This window comes from Streptomyces sp. AMJ-169, assembly GCF_055597585.1.
On the sequence record NZ_JBVLTJ010000003.1, the window covers coordinates 607,555 to 632,376 of the forward strand.

At 73.7% G+C, this 24,822-nt stretch carries 18 protein-coding genes and 1 pseudogene; 9 read left to right on the top strand and 10 right to left on the bottom strand.

Going from position 1 to position 24,822, the window contains the following annotated elements:
- Positions 1 to 5: 5 nt before the first annotated feature.
- The 5 genes from ACYUD3_RS10840 to ACYUD3_RS10860 all read left to right on the top strand — a co-directional run bounded on the left by ACYUD3_RS10840 (position 6) and on the right by ACYUD3_RS10860 (position 6,731).
- On the top strand, positions 6 to 458 hold the full coding sequence (locus tag ACYUD3_RS10840) for a hypothetical protein (RefSeq protein WP_470967290.1): 453 nt from the start codon (positions 6 to 8) through the stop codon (positions 456 to 458).
- Positions 458 to 1,738: an ATP-binding protein gene (locus tag ACYUD3_RS10845; protein WP_470967293.1), complete on the top strand. Its 1,281-nt coding sequence runs from the start codon at positions 458 to 460 to the stop codon at positions 1,736 to 1,738. Before ACYUD3_RS10840 ends, ACYUD3_RS10845 begins: the two co-directional genes overlap by 1 nt.
- A 406-nt stretch (positions 1,739 to 2,144) precedes the next feature.
- Positions 2,145 to 3,857, top strand: a complete 1,713-nt coding sequence (locus ACYUD3_RS10850; protein WP_470967295.1) for a hypothetical protein — start codon at positions 2,145 to 2,147, stop codon at positions 3,855 to 3,857.
- A 52-nt stretch (positions 3,858 to 3,909) separates the two neighbouring features.
- Positions 3,910 to 5,517, top strand: coding sequence for a cytochrome P450 (locus ACYUD3_RS10855; protein WP_470967297.1), 1,608 nt, complete (start codon positions 3,910 to 3,912; stop codon positions 5,515 to 5,517).
- Entirely contained in the window at positions 5,514 to 6,731 is a 1,218-nt protein-coding gene (locus ACYUD3_RS10860) for a polyprenyl synthetase family protein (RefSeq protein ID WP_470967299.1), read from the top strand. Before ACYUD3_RS10855 ends, ACYUD3_RS10860 begins: the two co-directional genes overlap by 4 nt.
- Before the next feature lie 222 nt (positions 6,732 to 6,953).
- Here ACYUD3_RS10860 and ACYUD3_RS10865 read toward each other — a convergent pair whose 3' ends face one another.
- From ACYUD3_RS10865 to ACYUD3_RS10875, 3 genes are all read right to left on the bottom strand, one after another.
- Positions 6,954 to 7,802 (bottom strand): alpha/beta fold hydrolase, encoded by an 849-nt coding sequence (locus ACYUD3_RS10865; RefSeq protein ID WP_470967302.1) that lies wholly within the window; start codon positions 7,800 to 7,802, stop codon positions 6,954 to 6,956.
- A 110-nt stretch (positions 7,803 to 7,912) separates the two neighbouring features.
- A complete protein-coding gene (locus ACYUD3_RS10870; RefSeq protein ID WP_470967305.1) occupies positions 7,913 to 10,738 on the bottom strand; it encodes a WD40 repeat domain-containing protein in 2,826 nt (941 codons plus the stop codon).
- A 97-nt stretch (positions 10,739 to 10,835) separates the two neighbouring features.
- Positions 10,836 to 14,096, bottom strand: a complete 3,261-nt coding sequence (locus tag ACYUD3_RS10875; RefSeq protein WP_470967308.1) for an nSTAND1 domain-containing NTPase — start codon at positions 14,094 to 14,096, stop codon at positions 10,836 to 10,838.
- A 395-nt stretch (positions 14,097 to 14,491) separates the two neighbouring features.
- Here ACYUD3_RS10875 and ACYUD3_RS10880 point away from each other — a divergent pair, with 395 nt between their 5' ends.
- The 3 genes from ACYUD3_RS10880 to ACYUD3_RS10890 all read left to right on the top strand — a co-directional run bounded on the left by ACYUD3_RS10880 (position 14,492) and on the right by ACYUD3_RS10890 (position 17,057).
- Positions 14,492 to 15,049 (top strand): GNAT family N-acetyltransferase, encoded by a 558-nt coding sequence (locus ACYUD3_RS10880; RefSeq protein ID WP_470967310.1) that lies wholly within the window; start codon positions 14,492 to 14,494, stop codon positions 15,047 to 15,049.
- Positions 15,050 to 15,395: 346 nt separating this feature from the next.
- Entirely contained in the window at positions 15,396 to 16,589 is a 1,194-nt protein-coding gene (locus ACYUD3_RS10885; RefSeq protein ID WP_470967313.1) for an AMP-binding protein, read from the top strand.
- A 72-nt stretch (positions 16,590 to 16,661) separates the two neighbouring features.
- Complete coding sequence (locus tag ACYUD3_RS10890) at positions 16,662 to 17,057, top strand: YunG family protein (protein ID WP_470967315.1); 396 nt, start codon at positions 16,662 to 16,664, stop codon at positions 17,055 to 17,057.
- Positions 17,058 to 17,074: 17 nt separating this feature from the next.
- Here ACYUD3_RS10890 and ACYUD3_RS10895 read toward each other — a convergent pair whose 3' ends face one another.
- The 5 genes from ACYUD3_RS10895 to ACYUD3_RS10915 form a co-directional block, all read right to left on the bottom strand.
- Complete coding sequence (locus tag ACYUD3_RS10895) at positions 17,075 to 17,902, bottom strand: SDR family NAD(P)-dependent oxidoreductase (protein WP_470967317.1); 828 nt, start codon at positions 17,900 to 17,902, stop codon at positions 17,075 to 17,077.
- Positions 17,903 to 17,945: 43 nt separating this feature from the next.
- Entirely contained in the window at positions 17,946 to 18,263 is a 318-nt protein-coding gene (locus tag ACYUD3_RS10900; RefSeq protein WP_470967319.1) for a hypothetical protein, read from the bottom strand.
- Entirely contained in the window at positions 18,260 to 19,276 is a 1,017-nt protein-coding gene (locus ACYUD3_RS10905) for a fatty acid desaturase (RefSeq protein ID WP_470967322.1), read from the bottom strand. The genes ACYUD3_RS10900 and ACYUD3_RS10905 overlap by 4 nt, the downstream gene beginning before the upstream one ends.
- 174 nt (positions 19,277 to 19,450) lie before the next feature.
- A complete protein-coding gene (locus tag ACYUD3_RS10910; protein WP_470967324.1) occupies positions 19,451 to 20,359 on the bottom strand; it encodes a hypothetical protein in 909 nt (302 codons plus the stop codon).
- 91 nt (positions 20,360 to 20,450) lie between these two features.
- On the bottom strand, positions 20,451 to 21,218 hold the full coding sequence (locus tag ACYUD3_RS10915) for a GntR family transcriptional regulator (protein WP_470967327.1): 768 nt from the start codon (positions 21,216 to 21,218) through the stop codon (positions 20,451 to 20,453).
- 478 nt (positions 21,219 to 21,696) lie between these two features.
- On the opposite strand from ACYUD3_RS10915, the gene dapF reads away from it, so the two are divergent.
- A complete protein-coding gene (gene dapF, locus ACYUD3_RS10920) occupies positions 21,697 to 22,539 on the top strand; it encodes a diaminopimelate epimerase (protein WP_470967329.1) in 843 nt (280 codons plus the stop codon).
- Between the two features lie 68 nt (positions 22,540 to 22,607).
- Here dapF and ACYUD3_RS10925 read toward each other — a convergent pair.
- Positions 22,608 to 23,515 (bottom strand): annotated as a pseudogene (locus ACYUD3_RS10925) (erythromycin esterase family protein).
- A gap of 580 nt (positions 23,516 to 24,095) precedes the next feature.
- On the bottom strand, positions 24,096 to 24,734 hold the full coding sequence (locus ACYUD3_RS10930) for a CatB-related O-acetyltransferase (protein WP_470967332.1): 639 nt from the start codon (positions 24,732 to 24,734) through the stop codon (positions 24,096 to 24,098).
- Between the last annotated feature and the right edge of the window lie 88 nt (positions 24,735 to 24,822).

A 24,822-nucleotide genomic window follows, 5' to 3' on the forward strand; every position in this document is an offset into this window, starting at 1 on the left:
GGCGGATGCGGACCGGGCTGCTCGTACCCTGCGCCGCGCTGGCCGCCGTCCTCCTCAGTGGCTGCGGCGCGCCGGACGGCGGGCTCCGGGTCGAGGGCCCGGCGCCCTCGGCGCTGCCCTGGTCGGGGCCGACATACATGACGGACTGGTACGGCCGCTCCTGGCAGCACCCGAGCGAGGTCGTACCGGTCGGGCGGGTCGTGCTGGAGCAGTTGACGTGGCGCGGCTGGGGTTCGGCCCGGCCGACGGCGCGCGGGGTGGTCTCGGACCTGACGTGCCTGTCCGGCTGTCCCGGCGGGAAGACGCCGAGCTACCGGGTGACGGTCGCCCTCAGCGGTCTCGTCCGGCGCGGTGACGTCGCGTACTACGGTCACGCGCGGCTCACCCCTGTCCGTCCGCCCGCCCCTTTCTGGATGGACGGCAACGACGACCTGGTCCTGGACGTACCGGAGAAGTGATGCGCGACATGCCGCCGGCCGGGGGCGACGGTACCGGACGTGGCCGTGCGCGGCTGCGGGCTCCGGCCTTGAACGTGGGGACGAAGGTCGCCCTCGCCGTCGCCGCCACGGCTGTGTGCGTGTCCGGCGCGATCGGCGTGCTCGTGCACCACATCACCGCCCAGGACCAGCTGAACGCCGCCCGTTCGGCCTTCGACCAGCAGCTCCAGAACGCCGCCGAGGACCACGCGGCCGGCCGCCCGACCCACGCCCGCGTCGACCCGTCCGACCTGCCGCCCCCGGTGGCGAAGGCGGTGCGCGGCAAGGTGCGTGTGACGTATCTGGACGACGGCGTCCTGTGGGCGGCGACCGAGATCACCGGCGGGCAGGTCCTCGCGCTGGAGCGGCCGTACGACCCTGAGGAGCACGCCCTCGACACCCTCGACCGCACCCTCCTCGTCACCGGTGCCACCGCGACCGTCGTCGTCTCCCTCGCCGGTCTCCTCCTCGGCGTGCGGATGGGCAGGCGGGCCACCGCCGCCGCGCAGACCGCCGAGCGGATCGCCGAGGGCGACCTCGACGCCCGGGTCCGCCCCGACGGCCGCGACGAGATCGCCCGGCTCGCGACCGCCGTCAACGTCATGGCCGACGCGCTCGGGGCCCGGCTCGAAGCGGAGCGCCGGGTGACCGCCGACATCGCGCACGAGCTGCGCACCCCCGTCGCCGGTATGACCACCGCCGTCGGTCTGCTTCCGCCCGGGCGGGCCTCGGAGCTGGTCGCGAGCAGTGTCCAGAAGCTGCGCGGGCTCGTCGAGGACGTTCTGGAGGTGGCCCGGATGGACGCCCAGGTCGCGGTCGTCGACACCGAGCAGCGCGAGGTCAGCGCGATGGCGCGGCGTGCGGTCGCCGGTCTGGAGGGCGTACAGGTCCAGATCACGGAGGACGCCCTCGTCCGCACCGACCCGCGCCGCGTGGAGCGCGTCCTCACCAACCTCGCCGCCAACGCCCTGCGGCACGGCGCCCCGCCGGTCGAACTGGAGGTGGACGGCCCCCAGATCCGCGTCCGCGACCACGGCCCCGGCTTCCCGCCCGACCTCCTCACGGCCCTCCACACCACCGGCCCCCAGCGCTTCCACACCACCTCCACCACCGGCGGCACGGGCCTGGGCCTGACCATCGCCCTGGGCCAAGCCCGGCTCCTGGAGGCCGAGCTGACGTTCCGGAACCATCCGGAGGGGGGAGCGGAGACGGAGCTGACGTTGCCGATGCCGCCGGATGAGAGGGATTCGGAGCGGTTCTGAGGGGGTGGGGGGCTGGGCGGGGGCGGCTGTTTGGGCAGCGGGGGGGCTGAGGGTGGGTGGCTCGGGGGCTGGGGGTTTTGAGCGGGCGGGGGGGTGCGCTGCGCGCGGACGACTCGGGGTGCGAGGCGGTTCTGGTCGGGCGGAGGCTTGGGGGGCGGGCGGAGGCTCAGGGTACGGGGTGGTTCCGATCCGGCAGGGGGTTCCGATCCGGCGGAGGGTGCCATGTGCGGGGCGGTTCTCGGTGCGGGGGCCTTTCGGCGCAAGGCAGTTGGGCGCTTGGGGGCGTGTGCCGGTGTGCGTGTCGGTCAGGGGTTCGCGCCGTTCTGCGCTCGCCCCTTCGTGTCCCCTCTCTCCATCACTCGTTCGCAGTACGGCCCTGCCCCCGACATGAGTGCGAGGTGTCTCCTTGCTGACCCATCCGGTGCCCTCAAGTGTCCCCCGGCCCGAGGTGACCGGCCGGACGGGGCGGATGAACTCCGTGGACCGCCTGTTCGCGTCGTTCACCGGCGCCGACGCCTCGCCCCCGGCGCCCTTCATGGTCTGCCAGATCCTCGACTTCCCCTTCGGCTCCTTCGAGTTGGACGACGTACGCGCGCGGGTCGCGCAGCGCTCGCCGTACCTCCCGGCCCTGCACACCGCCTCGGCCCCCGGCACGAGGTCCTGGCTGCGGACGCCGCCGGACACCGGACTCCACGTCGGCGAGGCGCAGGAGGTGCCGGCCGGCCGCCTCGGCGCCGCGACCGACGCGGTCCTGCGCCTGCCGCTCCCCACCCGCCCCGCACCCGCGTGGGACCTGCACGTCCTGTCCAGCCGGACCGAAGGGGTCCAACGAATCTGCTTCCGCGCCGACCACGCCGTCCTGGACGGCATCGGCACCGCACACCTCACGGCCGAACTCCTGGCCGACGGACCGGTCAGGGGCCCGCGCGCGTACCGGCCGCCGGCCAGGTGGTCGTACGCGTGGGTGCGCACGTGGCCGGTGAGGGGGTTCCGGCCGGACGAGGTGGTGCCTGCCGGGTGGGGCGCGGGGGCGGGCGGGGGTTCAGCGCGTGACGAGGGTGCGGCGCGAGGCGGAGATGCGGCGCGCGGCGGGGGTGGTACGGCGCCGGGCAGGGATGCCGTGCCGGGCGGAGACGCAGCGCGTACCGGAGGTGCGGCGCACAGCGGAGATCCGGCGCGCAACGGGGGTGCGGCGCGCGGCGGAGGCGTGGTGCCGGACGGAGGCGCAGGGCGTACCGGAGATGAGGCGCACAGCGGAGATCCGGCGCGCGGCAGGGGTGCGGCGCGCGGCGGAGGCGTGGTGCCGGACGGAGACGCAGGGCGTACCGGAGATGCGGCGCACAGCGGAGTTGCGGCGCGTAACGGGAGTGCGGCGCGCGGCGGAGACACAGTGCCGGGCGGAGGCGCGTCGCGTAACGAGGGTGCGGCGCGCGGCGGAGATGCTGTGCCGGGCGGAGATGCGGCACCCGGCGGGATCCCGGCGCCCTGCGAAGACCCAGCCCCCGCGTTCGTCGACATCCCCACATCCGTACTGCGGGAAGCCGCGAGCAAATGGGCGGTCGGCGTCAATGACGTGTACCTCGCGGCGTTGGCCGGGGCGCTCGGGCGGTGGCAGGTGGGGCATGCGGGGTATGCGCGGGACCTCATGGTGATGATGCCGATGTCGGTGCGTACGGAGGCGGCGCGGCTCGCCGTGGGGAACTCGGCGCTGGCGGCGCCGCTCCGGCTGCCCTGTGCGCTGCCCGCCCCGCGCGACCGCCTCGCCTCGGTCACCGCGCAGGTCACCCGGCACAAGACCTCCGGCCTGCGCGAGACCGGCTGGCGCACCTTCTCCCGCACCCCGCCCGCCCTGCTGACCTGGGCGGGCACCCGCGCGGGCTTACGGCTGGCCGCCAGCCACATCGCCCTCCCGGACACGTACGACGTCTTCGCCGCACCCCTCCTCGCCACCAGCATCTTCGCCTTCAACTCCCCCGACCTGCTCGGCTACTTCTCCCTCACCAGGACCCCTACGACCGCCCGCTTCGGCGTCCTGCCCGACCGCTCCCGCACGGCAACCGGTGAGCTGCCCGGCCTGTTCGTCCGGTCCCTCGACGAGCTCAACGAACACGCACCGTAACCAGTTCCGCCCTGTGGTCGTTCACCGGAAAAGCGTAATAAGGGGGAGGCAGATGGACATGTCCGCGCAGCCGGCGGAGCTCGACGCTTCGCGCGCCCTGCGGTTCTGGATGGACCCGGCGTACATCGCGCTGCGGCACGCCGGGGCGGGCCCGGTCGTACGGGTGCGGGTCGGGCCAGCGACCGCTTTCCAGGTCAACGACGTGTCGCTGATCCGGAAGGTCGCCTCGCGCGAGGACACCTTCCCGTTCTGGGGTGCCGACCCGTGTGTCCGGGACGTCGTCGCGGGCGGGCTGCTCGGGGTCGAGGGCAAGGTGCACCACGCGCGGCGGGCGGTGCTGAACCCCGCGTTCGCGGCCGGCCGGCTCACCGGGCTCGCGGTGACCGCGCGGGACACGGCCGAGCGCCTGCTGCGCGCGCTGCCCGCCGACCGCCCGGTGGACATGTGCCACGAGATGACCCGCTTCGCGTGCGGCCTCATCATCGGCTGCGCCCTGCGCAGCGAGCTGTCCCCGACGGCGCTGTCGGCACTCGCGGCGACGCGTCCCACGTTGTCCACGGGAGTGGCCTGGCGCGTCGCGCTGACGCCGTGGCCCTGGGCGCCCGTACCCAGGCCGCGCGCTTTCCGCCGTGCCCTCGCGCGGCTGGAGGAGGTCGGCCAGGAGGTGTGCGCCCGGCATCGTCCGGACGACGACGGGCAGGACGTGCTGTCGCGGCTGAGGCGCGCGGCGGGCGGGCGGCCGGGGACCATGGCGGACGACGTGCACACCTTGCTGCTCGCCGGCCTGGAGACCACAGCCTCGACACTCACCTGGGCCTGCTACCGGCTGGGCCGCCACCCGGAGCACCAGCAGGCCCTACGGGAGGAGGCGGACGCGGCCCTGGGGCAGGCTCTCTGGGAGGCGGACGCGGGGCTAGGGCGGCGGCTCAGCCAGGAGAAGGCCGACGCGGACCTCGGGCAGGCCCTCCGGGAGGAGGCCGACGCGGACCTCGGGCAGCCCCTCCGGGAAAAGGCCGACGCCACCCTGGGGCGGGCCTATCGGGAGGAGGCCGGCGCGGCCCTAAGGTCGGACCTGAGCCTGGGCCAACTCCCCCTGGCCACCGCGTTCATCAAGGAGGTCATGCGGCTGCACGGCGCCCCCTTCCTGATCCGCCGCACCCGCCACGAGACGACCCTGGGCGACCGCCGGCTACCCGCAGGCGCCACCGTCACCCTGCCGCTAGGCGCCCTCCGCCGCGACCCCGCCCGCTTCGACCGCCCGGACACCTTCGATCCCTACCGCTGGCTGCCCGGGAGCACCTTCGCCGCACAGCGCCAGTTACCCGAGGACGTCTCCGCCGCACAGCACCGCCTGCCCGAGAACACCCTCGGCCCGCATCCCCGCCTACCCGGAGACACCCCCGCCCCACACCCCGAACCGTCCCCACACCCCGAACCACCGCTCCCCGCAACCTTCCCCTACGGCCTAGGCCCCCGCCACTGCCCCGCCGCCCCCATGGCCGACGTCATGGTGCCGGTCGCGCTCGCCGCCCTGGTCGTCTCCCGCACCCTCCGCACCACCCACCCAGGCCGCCCGGTACGCCTCGGCATGGAGCTGACCCCCACCCCGAACGGCCTGACCATGACCGCCACGCCCCGCGAACGGGAGACCCGCCGATGAACCCGGCCCCGGAGAAGACGACGCCCTCGACTGCGGTAACCAGCGGCGCCCCACGAGCCGGGAACCCGCCCCCCTCGGCCGACGGCATCTCATCCCCGGACACCGACCACCTCCAGCAACGCATCACCCGCACAGCCGCCCGCATAGGCCACCACATAGACCTCCTCTGCCCCAGCGCGGCAGCCCAGGCATGCGCCACCTGGCTGCCCCCCGCCCTCACCCCCGAAGTCATGAACACGCCCACCCTCGCCCGCCGCCTGCAACGCGCGCTGAGCGCCCCGGTCCGGCATCTCACCGAGGCCACGGGGCGACGGTGGCGGCCCGTGCTGCTCTGGGAGGCCGTCGAACTCCTCGGCGGGGACGCCGAGCGGTACGGGCCGCTGATCGCGGCGGTGGAGCTGATGCACACCGGCTCGCTCATCGTCGACGACGTCCAGGACGTCTCGCCGCTGCGGCGCGGACGCCCGGCGGTCCACACCGTGTTCGGCGTGCCGACGGCTCTGAACGCCGGGACGGCCGCCTACTTCCTGTGGGACAGGGCGGTCCACCTCACCTGCCCCGACGACGCCCGCCGACGCGGCGAGCTGCGCGAACTGCTGCTGGCCGCCCTGCGGGCCGGACACGCCGGGCAGGCCCTCGACCTCCAGGGCCACCGCGAGGAGATGGACCGGGCCGTGTCCGGCGGCGACCGGCACGCCGTGCTGCGCCAGGTCCGGCTGACCCACCGGCTGAAGTCCGGCGCCCCGGTCGCGGCGGGCCTGGAGACGGCCGCGATCGTCACCGGCGCGGGCCCCGAACTACGCGCGGCCCTCGGCGAGTTCGGCTCCGCCGTGGGCACGGCGTACCAGATCGCCGACGACCTGGCCGACCTGCGCGGCGTACGCCGGGCCGGGGCCCGCACCAAGGAACCCGCCGAGGATCTGCGCGCCGGCAAGGTGACGATGCCGCTGGCCCACGCGGTCACCCTGTTACCGGCCCACCGGCTGGACCAACTCTGGCGACGGATCGGGGATGCCCCGGCCGACCACGCCGAAATAGCCGAGGTGTGCCGGGAGTTGGAGGCGTGCGGGGCGGTGGAGGCCTGCCGAGAGGAGGCCGCCGGCATGGTCCACGACGCCTGGACCCGACTCGCACCCCTGCTACCGGCCGGGCCGGAGGGCCGGTTGCTGTACGACCTCGCCGCGCTGATCGTCCGAAGCGACCAGGTCGCTTGAACGGACCGGCGGAGCGGGCGGACCGGCGGAGGAGGCAGACCCGCAGAGGGAACGGACGGCAGAGGAGGCGGACCGGCGGAGGGGACGGGCGGCAGAGAAGGCGGACCGGCGGAGGCGGCGGGTTGCGAAGAGGGGCGCCGCCCCTCATACGGAACCTCTCGCCCTCTCGCCGCCGGCCCCCCGTACACCCCGCACCGCACCCCACACCACCCCCTCACCCCCTCACCCCCCTGCAAACTCCCCCAACACCCCCGCCGCCGCCCCCGGTTCGACCAGCCACTTCAAATGGCTGCCCGGCAGCGTCCGCACCTCGTACGGGTTCTCCGGCGTCAGCGCGTCCCCCTCCCGGATCATCCGGTCCTGCATGGCGAGCGGGATGCTCGTGTCCTCGGTCAGGCGGACGTACGCCTTGGGGATGCGGCCCCAACTCCCGGCCTGCGCGCGGTCGTCGGCGGAGCCGGTGTCGAGGTTCTCGTCCGGCTGGTAGGTGTTGAGGACGGTCAGGAACTCGTCGTCGGTGCCGTCGGCGAGGAGGGCCGCCTTGACGCGACCGAGGACGGTGGGGTCGGCGGTGCGGAAGTTGGCGCGCAGCAGGCCGAGTTGAGGGATGTCGCCGACGATCGTCGAGGCCAGCGCCGTCCCGTCGAGGGCCGCCATCTCGGGCTCGGAGTAGTAGGCGCCGACGGGGAGGTCGACGGGGGCCCAGGAGGAGACGTACACGATGCGGTCGATCAGGTCCGGGCGCCGGTTGGCCGCGGCGGTGGCCGTGATGCCGCCGCGGCTGTGGGAGACGAGCACGACGGGGCCGTTGGCCTTCGCGCGTTCCAGCACGCCGATCAGATGGGCCGCGTTGTCGGCGAGCGTGACGCCCTTGATCGCGCCGGGTGCCGTGGCGAGCCCGGCGGGGTCCTGCGGGGCCTGGTAGGCGTGCGGGAAGGTCGCCGCGAAACCGTGTCCCGGCAGGTCGACGGCGACCGACCGGTGTCCCAGGAGGCCGAGTTCGGCTTGCAGCGGCGCGAAGGAGAAGGAGTTGGCGAAGGCCCCGTGGACGAGGACGAACGTCGGTCGCATCGGTCGGTCTCCAAGTCACCCTGTGGCGCAGATGCACGGCATACGGACGCGGCTCACCCTAGTCGCGGGACGATCATGGGACGAGCCCTTGATCAGCTGCCTGCCGGCACTCATCCGCACACCCCCCGATACCCCTCGTCCGGCACGTACTCCTCCCACTCCTCCCGATCGGGCCCCCCTCCCGCCCGCGCGCACACCTCCCGCACCGCCTCCCCGGGATCAAGGTCGTAACTGCGCACGGGCACATGGACGCTCCCCGCCCGCAGCACCTGACCGCTGAAGGTCAGCGAAGTGATCGCCTCCCCGGCCGTCGGCAGGGCGTCCCCCACCGGCTGCCGGGTCTCCGTGTCCCACAGCTGGACGGTCCCCGCGTCCCCGCCGGCCGCCAGCGTCCGCCCGTCGGGGCTCAGCGCGAGCGCCGTCACCGCTTCGGGTACCTCCACGGCAGGCTGCCGGAAGGCGTCGGCCAGCACCGCCGCCCGCCCGTCCCGCCAGAACGTGACCCGCCCGGCGGAGTCACCGGTGGCCGCCCGCGCTCCATGGACGTCCCGCGCCACGGCGTCCGTGCCCGCGTCGGCCCGTTCCGTCCCGCCCGCCGCGGCTGAGGCCCGCCAGTCAGGCGTCGTCGGCGCCTGCACGTCGTAGGAGTGGACGGTGTCGTCGGAGAGGTAGCGCAGGATCGGGCGCACGGGGTCCCAGGCCAGGGTGGCGTACGGCTGCCAGGCGGTCAGGGGGCGGCGGAAGACGGGCAGGTCCGGTTCGGACAGGCGCCACACCCGCAGTTCCGCGCCGTCGGTGGTGGCCAGGAAGTCTCCGTCCGGGCTGAAGGCCGCGGCGTCGATCCGGCCGTCGTCCAGGGAGGCCAGTTCGCGTCGCGTGCGGAGGTCCCAGACGTGCGCGCCGTTCGCTGAGGTCAGCGCCAGGCGGTCGCCGGCGCCGAACAGCAGATGTACTGCGTCGGCGTCGCACACCCCGTCACCGGGCAGCGTGCGGTGGTCGTCACCCTCCCAGATCTCCACCTCCTTCCCTGTCTCGCATACGGCCAGCCGCCGGCCGTCGGGGCTCGCGGCGACGTCGTCCAAGGCGCGAGCCCTCGTCTCGTACAGCAGCCTCCCCCCGACAACGGACCGCAGCCGCACGGAGTTCCCGTCGTCCGTCAGATAGCTCGTGGTGTTGACGGCGAGGTCGGTCGTGCGGCGCGGGAGGGGGCGCAGGGCGCCGGTCCAGCGGCGGACGGCCGTGTCCCACAGGCGGATGCCGGTGCCGTCGGAGAGGGCGAGCACCCGGGCGTCGGGGCCGGCGGCGATCAGTTCGGTGCCGGCCGGGAGGGGGCCGGTGGCGGCGACGCGGCGGGCGGTCACGTCCCACGCCTGCCAGGTGGCGCCGTCGGCGGTGAGGAGGGTGCGGCCGTCGGCGGTGAGGAAGGGGCCCGGGCCGTCCGGGTCGGGGACGGTGAAGGCGTCCAGCTCGGGCTGGGCCAGCGCGCCGAGGACGGCCCGGCGGGACTCGGGGAGGTGGGCCAGGTTCCAGGCGGCGGCGCTGAGCCGGAGCGCGGTGCGCGGGTCCGTCGTGCGCAGGGAGTCCGCGACGGCGGCGAGGCGGCGGGCGGCGGCATCGCTGTGGCGGCGGGCGTCCTCGCGGTACTGGACCCAGGCGAGCAGCCCGGCCACCAGGGCGACGGCGACAACGGCCGACAGCGAGGCCAGCAGCAGCCGGGAGCGGCGCGCCGCCCGCTCGGCGCCCTGCCGTCCGGCGACCGCCGCCTTGATGAACTCCCTTTCCACTCCGCCGAGTTCGGCGAGTCCCTGAGCCCTCTCCAGGCGGGTGCCGTGCCACAGGGCGCCCGGGTCGCGGCCCGCCTCCCGCCAGGCGTGCGCCGCCTCCGTCAACCGCCGCAGCTCGCGCAGCCGTTCGCGGTCCTCCTCCAGCCAGCCGGCGAGCCGGGGCCAACAGGTCAGCAGCGCCTCGTGGGTGAGCCGCACCCCGTCCTCGTCGACGGTCAACAGGCGGGCGCGGGCGAGGCGTTCGACGGTGTCCGGGTGGGCCCACGCGCCGGCCTCGGCCCGGTCGAGCGGGCGCCCGGTGTCGGGGGTGCCCGGTTCGCGGCCCGGTGCGACCAGGCGCAGCAACAGGCGCCGGGCGGCGGCCTGTTCGGCGGGGCCGAGGCCGTCGTACGCCTCCTCTGCGGTTGCCGCGATTGCGCCGTGGGCTCCGCCGGACGCCTCGTACGCGGCCAGGGTCAGGCGGTGGCCGGCGCGGCGGTGCCAGGTTTCCAGGAGGGCGTGGGAGAGCAGCGGCAGGGCGGCGGGGGCGCCCTGGACCTCCTCGATCACGCGGGTGGTGAGTTCGGGGGCGACGAGGAGGCCGGTGCGGGCGGCGGGGCCGGTCACCGTCTCGCTCAGTTCGGCGGCGGTCATCGGGCCGAGGGCGAGCGCGGCGCCGTGCAACGCGTCGGCCAGGGCGCGGTGTTCGAGGCAGCGGGCGTAGAAGTCGGCGCGTACGGAGAGCAGTACGCGCAGTTCGCTGCCGGGTTCCCTTGCGGACAGCAGGAGTTGGAGGAAGCGGTCCCGTTCGGCGCGGTCCTGGCAGAGGGTGAACAGTTCCTCGAACTGGTCGACCACGAGCCAGCGTTCACCGCCGGATGACAGCAACTCCCCGTGTGTGGTGGCTGGTTGAGGGCCGGGGGTCAGGATGCGCAGCTCCGCCGGACATTGAGCCCGTTCCCGCAGCCGTGGCAGCAACCCGGCTCGCAGCAAAGACGACTTGCCGCTGCCGGAGGCCCCGAAGAGCACCGCGAGCCGGTGCCCCGTCATCAGTTCCTCCAGTTCGGCTACCACCCGCTCCCGCCCGAAGAACAGCTCCCGGTCGCCGGGTTCGAACCGCGCGAGCCCCCGGTAGGGCGCCTCGTCCCGCACGGCCCCCTCGGGACGTCCCACGGCCGTTCACCTCCTCCATCCGTCCGGTACGCCTCCATAGAGGACGATCCGGCGCCGGAGGTTCCGCTTTCTTCAGGTGATCAGCGGTGAGTATGCGTCAACTCCCCTTCCCCAGCGCCCAAGAGAGCTCCCGCCCCACCCGGACCGGCCTGCCCGCTTCACTCACCCCGCACGTCTGCCGATACCGCACCCCAGGAAGAAACCGTCCCCATTCCTCCGGAGTGAGATCACGGGCCACCCGCGCGCAGACCTGATCGGCGGTGCGGCCGGGATCGACGCTCCAGAGCCGGGCGGAGTAGTCATGGCTCCCGGTGGCCAGCGTGTGCCCATCGGGGCTGAAGTCGAGGGCTCCGACGATCGCGTCGTGCCCGGTCAGCGTGGCCCACACGGTGTGCCGGGCGAGGTCCCACAGCACCGCCGTGTGGCCGGCGCCGGCGGTGGCGAGGACGCGGCCGTCGGGGCTGAACGCCACGTCCTGCACGGGCCCTGCGCCTCCGACGAGGGTGACCTCGGGAACTTTTCCGGCGACGTCCCAGAGGATCACCCGCCGGTCGTGGCCCGCCGTGGCGAGCACGCGGCTGTCAGGGCTGAACGCCACGGCGGCGACCGGTCTGTCGTGGCCCCTCAGCGTGGCGGCCCGGGTGCGGTCGGCCACGTTCCACAGCACGGCCGCGTCGGAGTGGGCGGAGGCCAGCAGCCGGCCGTCGGGGCTGAACGCCACGGCGTTCCCGGGGGCTCCCGCGCTGTGCAACGCGGCCAGGCGGGTGCCGAGTTGGGCGTCCCACAGCATGACCTGCCCGTCCGTGCCCGTGGTGGCGACCAGCCGGCCGTCGGGGCTGAAGTCGACGTCCATGACGCGGCCGGTGTGGCCCGCGAGTCTCCTGGGGGGCCGGATCCCGTGGAGGTCCCACAGGGTGAGGGCGTGGTCGGCGGCCCCCGGCCGGTCCGAGGTGCCGCTCGTCGCGGCGAGCGTTCCGGCGTCAGGGCTGAAGGCCAGCGCGTTCACCGGCCCGTTCCCCTTGTCGAGACGGGCTGTGGGGACCCGGCGCCGGGTGTCCCACACCGTGATCACCCGGTCGTGTCCGGCGGTCGCGAGCGCGCGGCCGTCGGGGCTGAACACCACGTCCGTCAAGCGGTCGGTGTGGCCGGAGAGGGGGATGCGCGTCGGGTCCCACAGGATGACCGCGCCGTCCTCCGAGCCGGTGGCCAGCAGCGTGCCGCTCCGGTCGAACGCCATCGCGCGGATGTCGGCGGCGTGACCGACGAGCCCGGCCTTGACGGCCTTGCGCTCCAGGTCCCAGAGGATGACCGTGGCGTCGTGTCCGGCGGTGGCGAGCGTCCGGCCGTCGGGGCTGAACACCAGGGCCCGTACCTCACCGGCGTGGCCGCTGAGTCCGACCGGGTCCCTTCGGCCGCTCAGGTCCCAGAGCCGGACGGTGTGGTCCTGGCCAGCCGTGGCGAGCGTACGGCCGTCGGGGCTGAACGCCACCGTGTCCACGCTCCCGGTGTGCCCGGTCAGCGCGGCGGTCTCCCTGCCGGTCCGCGTCGACCCGAGCCGCACCGTCCCGTCCGTACCGGCCGCCGCGACGGCACGGCCGTCAGGGCTGAACGCGACCGCGTTCGCCCGCCACTGCCGGAACACGGCCCTCTCCCGGCGGCTCCCGACGTCCCACAGCCGTACGGTCCCGTCCGCCGACCCGCTCGCCAGCAGCCGGCCGTCGGGGCTGAACGCCACACTGCGGACCGTACGCGCGTGGCCGGACAGCACCGCCGTCCTGCGGCGGCGCGCGACGTCCCACAGCGCGACGGCCGCGTCGTCGCCGCCGGTCGCCAGCAGCCGCCCGTCCTGGCTGAACGCCACACCGCGCAGCCACGATCCGTGCCCGGCCGGCGCCGCGAGCCGGGTACGGCGGACCGGGTCCCACAGCCGCAGTCCGTCGCGGCCCACGGTCGCCAGGGTGCCGTCGCGGCCGAAGGCGACCCCGGTCACCGCGTCGCTGTGCGCGGGGATCTCCGCCCGGTAGTACTGGAGCGTCGACATGCTCAGCAGCGCGCCGCGCGCCTCGGCGGTGGGGGCCGTGTGATACGCCTCCACGGCCAGCAGCATCGCCGTACCCGGCCGGGAGTCCGTCAACTCCAGTGCCTGGGCGGCGAGTTGACGTGACAGCCGCTCTTTCCCCGCCACGACGGCCTGTTGCCGCAGTTGCAGCGAGAACATCCCGGCGCTTGCCACCATCGCGAGCAGAACGGCGAGGCTGACGACCAGATGCCGCAGCCGGCGGCTGCCGCGCGCGGCGGTCCGGCGCTCCTCGGCCAGCGTGTCGAGCCCCGCGTCGAGGAACGCCCCTTCCTGCGGGGTGAGTTCGCCGCGCCGCCCGGACCGGACGAAGCACTCCTCGGCGGCGGCGAGCCGGGTCCCCCGGTACAGGGCGCCCGGGTCCCGCCCGAGCGCCTCCCACTCGGCCGCCGCCTCGGTCAGCCTCCGGTGCAGGCGCAGGTGTTCACGGTCCTCGTCGATCCAGGCCCGCAGCCGGGGCCACGAGGTGATCAGCGCCTCATGGGCGAGGTCCACGGTGGCGCCGTCGACGGTGACCAGGCGGCCCCGTACGAGCCGCTCGATCACCGCGTCGTCCGCGCGGTCCTCGGTCAGCGCGTCCAGTTCGGCGCGGTCGGCCGAACGGCGCGTGTCCTGCGCGCCCTCCCCCGGCGTGACGAGCCGCAGCAGGACGTGCCGCATGTGCACGGCCTGGCGCGGCGGCAGCCCGCGGTAGATCTCCTCGGCCGTGCGGGCGATCGCGCCGTGGACGCCGCCCGCGGCCTCGTACCCGGCGACGGTGAGCATCCGGCCCCTGCGGCGGTGCCAGGTCTCCAGCAGCGCGTGGGAGAGCAGCGGCAGGGCGCCCGGTTCACCGGCGGCCTCCTCGACGACGCGTGCGGTCAGCGCGCGCTCCACGATGAGCCCCTGGGCCGTGGCGGGGACGAGCCGGCCCCGGCCGAAGAACCGGTCCGCGTCCCGTGGTTCGAACCGCGCCAGCCCCTGGTACGGCGCGCCGGCGTCCTCGTCCTGCGCGGACTGCCGCGCGGCCAGCAGAGCGGCCTCCTCGGCGGCGGCGCGCCAGCGGCGCTCCCACTCCTCGCGCTCGCCTCCGCACGCCTGGACGTAGGCCAGCACGACCTCGAGCGACGGCAGCCTGGTCCCGTCGGCCGCGCGGGACAGCCCCGTCGCCGAGTACGCGACCCGCCGCGCCATCTCCCGGTAACCGAGTCCCCCCGCCTCCGCGCGGAGCTTGCGCATCTCGTACGCGAGCCGCTGGACAGGACCCGCGCCCGGATCCAACGGTTTCTCACCGCGCCCCACGCCGACCCCCGTCCGCCTTGCCTGGCCCACTTGTCACGCTACGGGCGCCGAAGTCGGCCGGTAAGGACGGAAATCGTCACTCGCGTTCTTTGATGAGTGCGGCGGAAGACCCTCGGCAAGCCCCTCGCCCTCACCGCGGCCCTGTCCTTCGGCACGCTCGCACCGGCGCAGGCGGGCGCCGCTGCTTCCGGCTCAACCCCGACGGCACAAAGACCTGTCTGGATCACAGCAAACCGGTCGGGCTCCTGCACCATGCGCTGGGCCACGCGATAAGCACCACCCCCCTCCCCTCAACAGGAGCGGCATCCTTTCGGGTGGTTTAGATGCGTTCACCCCCTTAAGGAAGGGCGTGCTACTTACGTTGCGTCACGTCCGCCGATCCAGTAGGAGCGCTCTTGCTGTACGTCGACCACGCCGCGGCCTCCGACCTCCCTTTGCTGGCGGCAGCCCGCGCGGAGGCCGTCGCGTGGTTACGGCAGCGGGGGATCGACCAATGGCACGTCCCGCTGCCGGCCGAACGGCTGCGGGCGGTCGTACGGTCGGGGTGCCTGTACGTCGTACGGGACGGCGGCGGCGCGATGGCGGCCATGTTCGTGCTGGAACCCGAGCCGATCGGCGGCCTGTGGACGGCCGAGGAACTGCGCGAACCGAGCCTGTACATGCGGTGGTTGATCGTGCGCCGGGCGTTCGCCGGACGCGGCCTGGGCGGGCGGGCCCTCGGCTGGGCGAGCGACCGCGCGGCGGCGTCCGGGCACCTGTGGCTGCGGGGCAACGTCAACACGGGCAACGACCGGCTCCAGGACTTCTACCTGCGGCAGGGCTTCGCGCACGTCCGGACGGTCGCCGGGGGCGGGGAGACGGGGGACGCGGGATGGCTGGTGCAGCGGGCGGCGGTACGGGACGGCCGGCACGGGCTGCGGGGGCCGGACGAGCCCGTCCTCAACTCGCCTTGACCGGCCCGCACTTCCTACGACGCCCCCTGACCGGCCCACACTTCCTGCGCCGCACCCCAGAATCACTCACCCGCCCCTGCGCGCAATCCGGCGAACGGGTGACCCGGAGGTACACGGAGGCACGTCCGAGAGCACAGAAAAGACCCGTACCGTCCGGCTACATCCCGAGCGCCCGCTTTACGCCTTTCATCGTTTCTTAAGCCGGGATACGTGTAGTACAGGACGTCCGACGAGACCTTTCCCGAAAGAAGTCGCCCATGCCTCAGACGAACACCGTGCTCCCCCGGCGCCGGGCGCGCGAGCTGATGCGGCCCGTGCCGGACCCGCTGGAACGGGTGCGCCCGGCATGAGCGAGGCACTCGACAACCGGATCGTCTCCGGTGTGTTCCGGGGCAGTTGGCGGGATCTGATGACACCGCCCTTGCGGGAACGGGCCGTTGTCGTCGCGGACGGCCAGCTCGCGGCGCTGGCGGCGGCCCGCGCGCATCTGTACGGGCGGGGCGAACTCCTCGTCGTGGGACGGGAAAGGGTCGACGAGTCGCTGTGCGCGCAGCTGCCGCGGCTCGTCTCGACGAACCCGCTGCGGCCGGGCCGGGTCTGGCTGACGACCAGCGGCAGCACCGGCCACCCCCGGCTCCTCGCGCACACCCTGGCCAGCCTGACGACGCTCGACACCGCGCCGCCCGCGCGCCGCTGGCTGCTGCCGTACTCGCCGGGCACGTACGCCTGGTGGCAGCTGGTCTCGCTCAGCCTCGCGCACCCCGGACAGGACCTGGTGACCGCGCCCGGGCCGCGCCCCGAGCAGTGGCTGCCGGTCGCGCTCGCGGAGGGCGTGGACGCGGTGTCGGCGACCCCGTCGTTCTGGCGGCTCGCCCTCGCCTCGGCGGGCCCCCGGCTCGCGGCCCTGCGCCCGCGCCAGATCACCCTCGGCGGTGAGCCCGTCGACCAGTCGCTCCTGGACCGGCTGCGCGAGCTCTTCCGGGGCGCCCGTATCAGCTGGATCTACGCCTCCGCCGAGACCGGCGCCTGCGTCGTCGTCCATGACGGCAAGGCCGGCTTCCCGGTCGAGTGGCTGGAGCGCCCCGGCGCCGGCCGCAAGCCGGAACTCCGGGTGCGGGAAGGGCAGTTGTACGTCCGTCCGGTGCGCGGGGCCGAGGAGATGCCGGAGTGGGTCGCGACCGGTGACCGCGCGGAGTTCGTCGGCGGGCGCGTCGTCCTGAGCGGGCGGCTGGGGCAGGACCAGATCAGCGTGGGCGGGCTGCTGCTCTCCGCCGGGCAGGTGCGGGACGTGCTGCTGGCCCATCCCCGGGTGCACTGGGCCCGCGTCTTCGCGCGTACGGCGCCCTTCGTCGGCTCGGTCGTCGCGGCGGACGTCGTCGCGGACGTCGGCGAGGAGGAGCTGGTCGCGTGGTGCACGGCGCGGCTGCCCGCACATGCGGTGCCCCGGCTGGTGACGTCGCTGGAGACGGTGCCGCTGGGGGCGAGTCTGAAGAGCCGGCTGCACCGGAGCGGGGAGCCGCCGCGCCGCAACCATGTGTGAATCGGCGGCTCCGGGGGCCTGGCGGCGGGCGGGCGAGGGCCGTTGTCAGTGGTGGCTGCGATGCTGACCGGCATGAGTCCTTGGAACCTCCTCGACCTCGACCGGGCCCTGCGCGACAGCTGGGCCGCCGACACCAGCTCGCCCGACGAGCAGGACCCCTGGGAGCCGGACAACCCGGCCTGGGGGCACTGCGACATCACCGCGCTCATCGTCCATGACGTCTTCGGGGGCGAACTGGTCGTCGGCGAGGTGTACGACGACGGCGCCCGGCGCGGCTTCCACTGGTGGAACCGGCTGCCCAGCGGCGTCGAACTCGACCTGACGCGCGAGCAGTTCCGGCGGGGGCAGACGATCACCGCCGAACGGGTCGTCGTGCGCCCGCCGGGGCCGCTGCGCCGGTGGGAGGAGTATCTGCTGCTGCGGGAGCGGGTCGTGTCGAGACTCGGGGCGCTGCCGGAGCCGTACTGAGGCCGGCCGGCTCGCGTCTAGCGCGGAGTGACCTGGAACCCGAAAGGGACGGCCCCGAGGTCCAGTGCCGTGGCCCCGCCGTCCACGGTCAGCGCGGCGCCGTTGACGAACGACGCGGCCGGTGACAGCAGCCAGGCGACGGCCTGCGCCACCTCGCCTGGCTCTCCGGGCCGCCCGGCCGGAAGCAGCCGGGTGGCCTCCGCGTAGGCCGCGTCCACGTCCCCCGGCCCGTCGCCGCCCGCCTCGGCCCCCAGCCCCGCCTCCCGCGCGAACCGCTCCATCCGCCCGTCGGCCATCTCCGTGCGCACCCAGCTGGGGCAGACGGTGTTGGCCCGCAGCCCCTGCGGCCCGTAGTCCACGGACAGGGACCGGCACAGCTGGAGCAGCGCCGCCTTGGAGGTGGCGTAGGCGGCGTTCGCGTACCCGTTGCGCAGGGCGGCGACCGAGGCGACGGCGACGACGGAGCCCCGGGCCTCGAGCAGGTGGGGCAGCGCCGCGCGCAGCAGGAGGAAGGGTCCGGTGAGGTTGGTGCGGAGCACCAAGTCCCAGTCCTCGAAGGAGAGTTCGCCGACCCGGCCGCTGCGGGCGACGCCCGCGTTGAGGACCAGCCCGTCGAGCCGCCCGAACCGCTCGACAGCGGTCCCGACCAGCCGGCGTACGTCGTCCGGGTCGGTGGTGTCGGCCGGGCAGGCCAGTGCGCCGGTCTCCTCGGCGATCCGCCGCAGCGGCTCTTCCCGGCGGCCGGAGACGACGACCTCGTGCCCGTCCTCCCGGAGCAGCCGCGCCGTCGCGGCACCGATCCCCGTGCCGCCACCGGTCACGATCACCACACGCGCGTCCGCCATCTGAGTTCAGCCTCCTGCTCGGCCCCGATCGGGCCAGACGATCTTATGCGGCCTCGAAATGAGCGGCGGCGACCACCAGGTCCTCCCAGGCCATCCCCACACTCTTGAACAACCGGGGCCGGTCGAAGGCGGGTTGGACCTCCCCCCGGACCAGTGCCGCGAGCGGGACCAGCGCCTCCGGAGCGACGCCCGCCTGGATGAACCGACGGCCACCACAGTCGAGTCGGCCGACAGCAGGGAGCCGTCGAACAGCGGGGTGCGGGCGGGGGCCTGCCTCGGGGTCCAGTCCGGCCGGCAGGCTCGCGCGCAGGGCGGAGACGGCGGCGGGCAGGGAGGGGGCGGCGGGCAGGACGGTGATCACACGGGGGAGCCTTCCTCGGCCGCCGGACAGCGAAACCGGTCGAGGGCGCGGCGGTGCCGGGCGACGACCGAGCGCAGGGTGGCCGGGGTGAAGTGCGGTGCGGCCAGGTGGCGTTCGAGGGCGGGGAGGTAGTTCCAGCGGACGGCGGGGTGGGCCGAGTGGGCGTAGTGGTGGAGGTCGCCGTAGGGGAGCCAGGTGAGGGCGGCGAGGTGGGCGAGGGGGCCGCCGCGGGGGTAGAGGCGCAGGCAACGGCCGGCCTCGACCCAGGCGGGGGCGCCGGTGCGGGGTTCGGGGTCGAACCAGGTGTGCTCGTTCAGCAGGCTCAGCCAGGCGAGTTGGGGGTAGAGCAGGAGGCGCGGGACGAGGAGGCCGGCGAGCAGGGCGGGCCAGCCGCCGGTCGCGTACGCCGCCGCGGCGAGCAGCGCCAGGGCTGTCGTACGGTGCCAACTCCTGGTGTTCGTACGGATGTCGGCGGCCGTCGTGCGGATGCCGGTGGGGGTCAGGGGGAAGATCAGGGCGCGGCGGAAGCGGGGGCGGGAGACACCGGGGCGCAGGCCCGCGGTGTGGAGTTCGGTGAGGTTGGGGTCGGTCGTGAGGGTCGCGTGGGGGTGGTGGTCGCGGACGTGTCTGCGGCGGCGGGCGGTGACCGGGGCCAGGCCCAGGGGGTGGTGGGCGAAGAGTTCCGCGAGGAGGTGGTTGGCGCGGCGGGTGCGGGCGAGGACGCCGTGGACGGCGAAGTGGCTGATCTCCTGGAGGTGGCGGAAGTGGACGGCCACCGCGAGCGCCGCGGCGAGCGCCCCGAGCGGGCCCCGGCCGGCGAGCAGCCACCAGCCGGCGATCTGGGTCCACTGGCCGGCCAGCAGCAGGGCGGGCGTGAGGTTATTGGCCCGGGCCCGCTGGAGCGCGACCAGTTCGGCGGAGCCGGCGGTGCGCGGGCGGGACCGGGCGAAGTGCGCGCGGTCGATCTGACGCAGGGCGACGCCTGTGACGAGCAGGGTCAGGCACAGCAGCAAGGGCGGTCCCGAGGTAGCCGGAGGGGGGCGCGGTGGTCGCCCGCGCACGGTCGTCACACACGGTAAGCCGGTGAACCAGCTTTTCCGGAGGGGGAGTTGAGGTCTGTCCGAAACCCGTCCCACGGCGCCGGCACGCGCCGGGCCGCCCTGGTCACACCCGTCTCGATGCCCTTCTCACAGCCGCCCGACGATCTCCCCCGCGCGCCCCTCGTCCCACGCGTCCCCCTCCAACAACGCCCCCGCGCCCGCCTCGTACGTCTGTAGCGCGGTGGCGGCCGAGTCGGGCCCATGCCCCCAGACGGACTCGAAGCGCGCGGTCCAGCGGTCGACTCCCTTGAAGTAGACGGAGGATCGGCCCCGGGTGTAGTCGGCGTCGCCCTGTTCCTCCTCCAGGAGGACGGCGGCGGAGGCGAGGACGACGACGTCGACGGCGAGGTCGGCGCGCAGCCGGTCGCGTACCGCGAGTCCGCAGGTGACGCCCAACTCCCGGTGCATCCGGATGAGTTGGAGGAGGTCACGGGCGAAGTCGGCGCGCACGAGGTCGGCGCGGTGGCAGATGAACAGGCGCTGGATGGTGCCCCCGGCCTCGACCAGCCGGCGGTTGGCGGCGATGTACTCGCGGCGGCCGGTGAGCAGGGCGGGGTTGGTGGTGAGGTCGGTGGCGAGGATGCGCAGCGGCTCGGTGCGCGAGGCGACCAGGGTGTTGACGAGGAGGACGGAGAGGCGGGGCACTTCGGCGGCGTACACCCGCAGATGGCCGTCGACGATCTCGCCGTAGTCGGAGATCAGCTCCTGCTCCAGCTGGTCCCGGACCAGTTCGTAGTAACGGGAGTCGTCCATGTCCTTGGAATTGTTCGCGCGCCGCAATGTGATGTACCTGCCTCTCAGCCATAAGTGATTGATCGTGAGCCAGACGACGAGCAGGGTCTGGACGGCGAACAGCAGGTTTCTGACGCCTGACTGTTCATTCGCCCAGGCGATCGCGGGAATGACGATACCAGCGACGCCGATGAGTCCGTTCAGGACGGGCGAGATCAGCCAGTCCTTGACCCGGACCACCGGATCCGTGCGTGAAATGCTCATCCCGTAACCATCCCCCGGAATGATCCCGTCGATTCCGTGGATTTTCGCCGGGGGAGGGTGCGCAGTCGATTTAAAGCCGGTGCCGGGACACTTAAGACCCGGGTGTTTCGATCGGGAATTCGTACGTGATTTCCCATTGGTTCGCCGGGACCAGCACGTCCGCGGTCTCCACCGCCCGTCCCGTCGTGTCGAAGTGGGTGCGCTCGATCAGGGTGGCGCGGGAGCCGGCGGGCATGCCGAGGAGAAGCGCCTGCTCGCGGTCGATCTGGACGGCGCCGGGCACCTCGCGCACCCGGACGACCTTGATCCCGATCTCGGCCATCCGCTCGGCCACCCCGAGCCCGGAGAACGGCCCGCCCTCGGGCAGCACGACGAGGGTCCCGCCGGTGATCGACATGGGCTCCCAGCTGGTCATCAGCATCACGGGCCGGTACGGGCGCAGGAACTCGTAGACGGTGCGGACGCACAGCGCGCCCTCCGCGATCCCGAGCCGCCGCGCGATCCCGGCGGGCGCCGGCACCTTGGCCACGCTGTTCGCGTCCCACGTGCCGGGGAAGCCGACCGGGGCGATGCCCCAGTTGCCGACGCCGGAACGCCGGGTACGCCACAGCGTGAGCCGCCGCTCCACCGCGCGCACATAAGTACCGGACCCGGCGCGCCCTTCCAGGAGCCCTTCGTCTATCAAGAGTTCCTGGGCGCGGCGTACGACGTTCTCGCCGACGCCGCCGAGATCCTGGCCCAGCGCGACGCGGGATGGCAGTCTGTCGCCAGGGCGCCAGGTACCGTCCGCGATACGCGCTCTTATCGCCTCCGCCACCAGCAGGTAGGGAGCCGGGGAAGCCGAAGTCCCGTCGGCCATGCTCCTCCTCGCGGTCGCGGATCACTCTCCAGAGATTGACAAGTTAGTCCACTAGCTGAAAGCTAGTGGACCAGAAATGCGGAGGGTGATTATCGGGCGACCGGACGGCGGAGGACGTGGGCGAGAACCGCAGAAACTCCACCGTCGACGCCCTGGTCCGACGGCTCGCGGAGCTGACCGGAACTCACCCTCGCGTCGTGTGGGAATCGACCGGCGCCCGAATCGAATTCGACGTCACTCCCGAGGCGAACGCGCACTGGCGGGAGGTGCTCGGAATCCTGGAACGGGGGGTGGCATTCGGGACGACGGACTCGGGGCGGCGGAAGGTGGCGTGGCTGCGGGTTGAGGTGGAGGGGGCGGATGGGGGCGCTGGGGGAGCTGATGGCGGCGCGGGGAGCGCGAACGGAAGCTTGGGGGGCTTAGGGGGCGCGAGCGGGAATTCAGAGCGCCCCGACGGGGAACAGGGCCCCACCCCCTGATGCCTTTACCCCTGCCTTTCGCGAAAGGCCACGGCGCCCACAACGACTTCATCGTCCTGCCCGACCCCGCCGCGAACCTCGCCCTCTCCCCCGCCGACGTCTCCCGGCTCTGCCACCGCCGTACCGGCATCGGCGCGGACGGTCTGCTGCGCGCCGTGCGCTGCGCCGCGCTCCCCGAGGCCGCTCCCATGACCCGGCAGGCGGAGTGGTACATGGACTACTACAACGCGGACGGTTCGCGGGGGACGATGTGCGGCAACGGGATACGCGTCCTGGCCCGCTACCTCACCGGCCAGGGCCTCTGCCCGCCGGGCCCCACCCCGATCGCGACGCGGGCCGGCGTCCACACCGTCCATGTCCCCCGCGACGACGCTCCCTTGACCGTCGACATGGGCCACCCGTACCTCCCCGGCACCCCGGGCATCACCGTCACCACCGGCACCCACCACTGGCCGGCGACCCACGTAGACATGGGAAACCCGCACGCCGTGACCTTCGTGACGGACCTGTCCCACCCCGGCGACCTCCGCGTCCCACCCCTGGTGACCCCCCTCGACGCCTACCCCACCGGCGTGACGGTCGGCTTCGCCCACGTCCTCTCCCCCCACCACCTCTTCCTCCGCGTCCACGAACGGGGCGTGGGCGAGACCAAAGCGTGCGGGACGGGGGCCTGCGCGGCGGTCGCGGCGTTACGTCATCTGAACGGGCGGACGGGGGCGGGGAGTTATGTGGTGGACGTGCCGGGTGGGCGGTTGGGGGTGCAGGTACGGGGAGATGGGCGGATGGTGCTGGAGGGGCCGGCGGTGATCGTGGCGTACGGGGAGGTGCGGTTGGACGGGTGAGGGTTCCTTGGGCCCGTCGCTCCCGTCTGGCCCGCAAAGACGAACAGACCTGCCTCCTTTGCGAGTTCTCAGTCCTCGAGTTTCTCGGTGACCGTGGACACCGGGCTGTGGAGGATCGCGTCGAAGGACTCCCGTACCGGGATGTCCATGTACGCGCTCTGGATGCGGATCCGCTCGGGGCCCGTCAACTCCCCTGGGGTGCGGCGGAGATCGGCGATGGTGAGGGTCGACTCCGCGTCTGTGAACGCTTTTTCGATGCTTCCCTCCTCGGGCGGGGCCAGTTCCGTGGCGGTGACGGTGAAGCCGAAGCGGCTGTGCTCGGCGCGGGGCATGTCGGCGGTGTGGCCGGTGGTGCTGATCAGGCCTAGGGCGAAGTAGTCGGCGCCCAGGGCGCGTTGGAGGTAGTGGCCCATGGGGAGACCGGGGTCTTCTGGATGTGGGCGTTGTGGGCGGCCAGGACGATGCGGGTACCTGGGCCGAAGCGGTCGAGGTACCAGCGGACGGACTGTGCCATGTAGGCGTCGCGGACGGAGGTGTCCGCGGTCAGGCCGGTGCCGGAGAACAGCCCGGCCATGGCGCGGAAGGAGTGGTCGGCGTGGCAGGCGCCCTCGACGCGGCGGACGGCGATGTCGTAAGCGCGCTGATCGCTGCGGGAGACGTACAGCGGCTCCAGGGCGCGGAACCGGAAAAGCAGGCGGGCCGACACCGCGCTCAGGGCGTCCTGTTGGGCTGGCTCCAGGCGGGCCCAGGCCGGTGCGGCGACCGCGCCCGAGCCGCCCGCGAACGGTTCGGCGAGGGCCAGCGCGGTCTCGACGAGCGGGAGCGTCTCGGGATCGGTCGCGCGCAGGTACCCGGCGACCGGCGCCAGCGCGGGAAGCAGCGACCCGCCGGCGCCGGGGATGTCGACTCCCGCGAACCGTACGGGAGTTGACGCCGTACGGTTGTGGCGGCGCATCCAGTGCAGCGGGTCGGACATGCCCACGGGGATCGATCCGGCGAGGTGGTCCTCGAGTCCGTCGTCCGCCCCCGCGCCCCGTACCCAGTCGTCGATCGGGAACCCTCGCTGAACCCGAACTCGAAGGCGAGCACGATGAATCCGCAGCGCTCGACGAGGAACCGCAGGACGCGCTCGCGCAGTTGGGCGAACTCGTGGATGAAGTGGGAGCTCTCACCGAGGGCCACGACCCTCGCGTCCCCGACGATCCCGCGCAACGGCTCCAGATCGTCCAGCGGCGCCTCGGGGGCGAGGTGGGTGAGGGGGACGGCGTGAGCGCGGAGCCAGTCGGCGAAGGGGGTGGGGGCGGGCATCGACGGGGACTCGTTTCTCGGCGGGGGTGGGGGCGGGGTAAGGGGGCTGGGGGTACGGGAGTTCACGGCGCTCACCGGGATTCCGGGCTGCCGGGGCATTGGGGTGTCGGAGCGCCGGGGTGCCGGGGTGCCGGAACGCTGAGACGCCGGAATGCTGGGATGCCGGGGCGCCGGAACGCTGGGGGCGCCGGGGTGCCGGGGGCGCCGGAATGCCGGGGGCGCCGAAATCGGCTGCGCCACCCGGCCGGCTACGGCGCCACCGCCGCCAGCTCATCCACCCCGCCCGCCATGACCGTCCGCAAATGCTCACTGAGGTGCTCCAACGGCCAGTCCCACCACGCCAGTTCGAGGAGGCGGTCGATGTCGGCGGCGTCGTACCGGCGGCGGATCAGGCGGGCGGGGTTGCCGCCCACGATGCCGTAGTCGGGGACGTCGTCGGTGACGACCGAGCCGGCCGCGATCACCGCGCCGTGCCCGATGCGGACGCCGGGCATCACCAGGGAGCCGTACCCGAACCAGACGTCGTTGCCGACCACCGTGTCGCCCCGGCCGGGCAGCCCCGTGATGAGGTCGAAGTGGTCCGACCAGGAGCCGCCCATGATGGGGAAGGGGAACGTCGAGGGGCCGTCCATCCGGTGGTTGGCGCCGTTCATGAGGAACCGCGTGCCCTCGCCAAGCGCGCAGAACTTGCCGATGACCAGCTTCTCCGGGCCGTAGTGGTAGAGGACGTTGCGGGTCTCGAAGGCGGTCGGGTCACCGGGGTCGTCGTAGTACGAGAACTCCCCGACCTCGATCAGCGGCGAGGTGACCAGCGGTTTCAGCAGGACGACGCGCGGCTGGCCGGGGATGGGGTGCAGGATGTCCGGATCGGCGGGGACGAGGGGCACGCGCTTCCTTCCGCAGGGGACGCCGGCGGGCGCCGGTCTCCTGAGGGAATGTACTGAGGGCGCGGCGGATTTCTGAGCGAATTTCGGG

Coding starts and splice junctions, on each gene's coding strand:
- ACYUD3_RS10865 (WP_470967302.1), bottom strand. CDS start 7,802: ATGCGACCGACGTTCGTCCTCGTCCACGGGGCCTTCGCCAACTCCTTC.
- ACYUD3_RS10860 (WP_470967299.1), top strand. CDS start 5,514: ATGAACCCGGCCCCGGAGAAGACGACGCCCTCGACTGCGGTAACCAGC.
- ACYUD3_RS10895 (WP_470967317.1), bottom strand. CDS start 17,902: ATGGCGGACGCGCGTGTGGTGATCGTGACCGGTGGCGGCACGGGGATC.
- ACYUD3_RS10845 (WP_470967293.1), top strand. CDS start 458: ATGCGCGACATGCCGCCGGCCGGGGGCGACGGTACCGGACGTGGCCGT.
- ACYUD3_RS10840 (WP_470967290.1), top strand. CDS start 6: ATGCGGACCGGGCTGCTCGTACCCTGCGCCGCGCTGGCCGCCGTCCTC.
- ACYUD3_RS10915 (WP_470967327.1), bottom strand. CDS start 21,218: ATGGCCGACGGGACTTCGGCTTCCCCGGCTCCCTACCTGCTGGTGGCG.
- dapF (WP_470967329.1), top strand. CDS start 21,697: ATGCCTTTACCCCTGCCTTTCGCGAAAGGCCACGGCGCCCACAACGAC.
- ACYUD3_RS10885 (WP_470967313.1), top strand. CDS start 15,396: ATGAGCGAGGCACTCGACAACCGGATCGTCTCCGGTGTGTTCCGGGGC.
- ACYUD3_RS10890 (WP_470967315.1), top strand. CDS start 16,662: ATGAGTCCTTGGAACCTCCTCGACCTCGACCGGGCCCTGCGCGACAGC.
- ACYUD3_RS10910 (WP_470967324.1), bottom strand. CDS start 20,359: ATGAGCATTTCACGCACGGATCCGGTGGTCCGGGTCAAGGACTGGCTG.
- ACYUD3_RS10855 (WP_470967297.1), top strand. CDS start 3,910: ATGGACATGTCCGCGCAGCCGGCGGAGCTCGACGCTTCGCGCGCCCTG.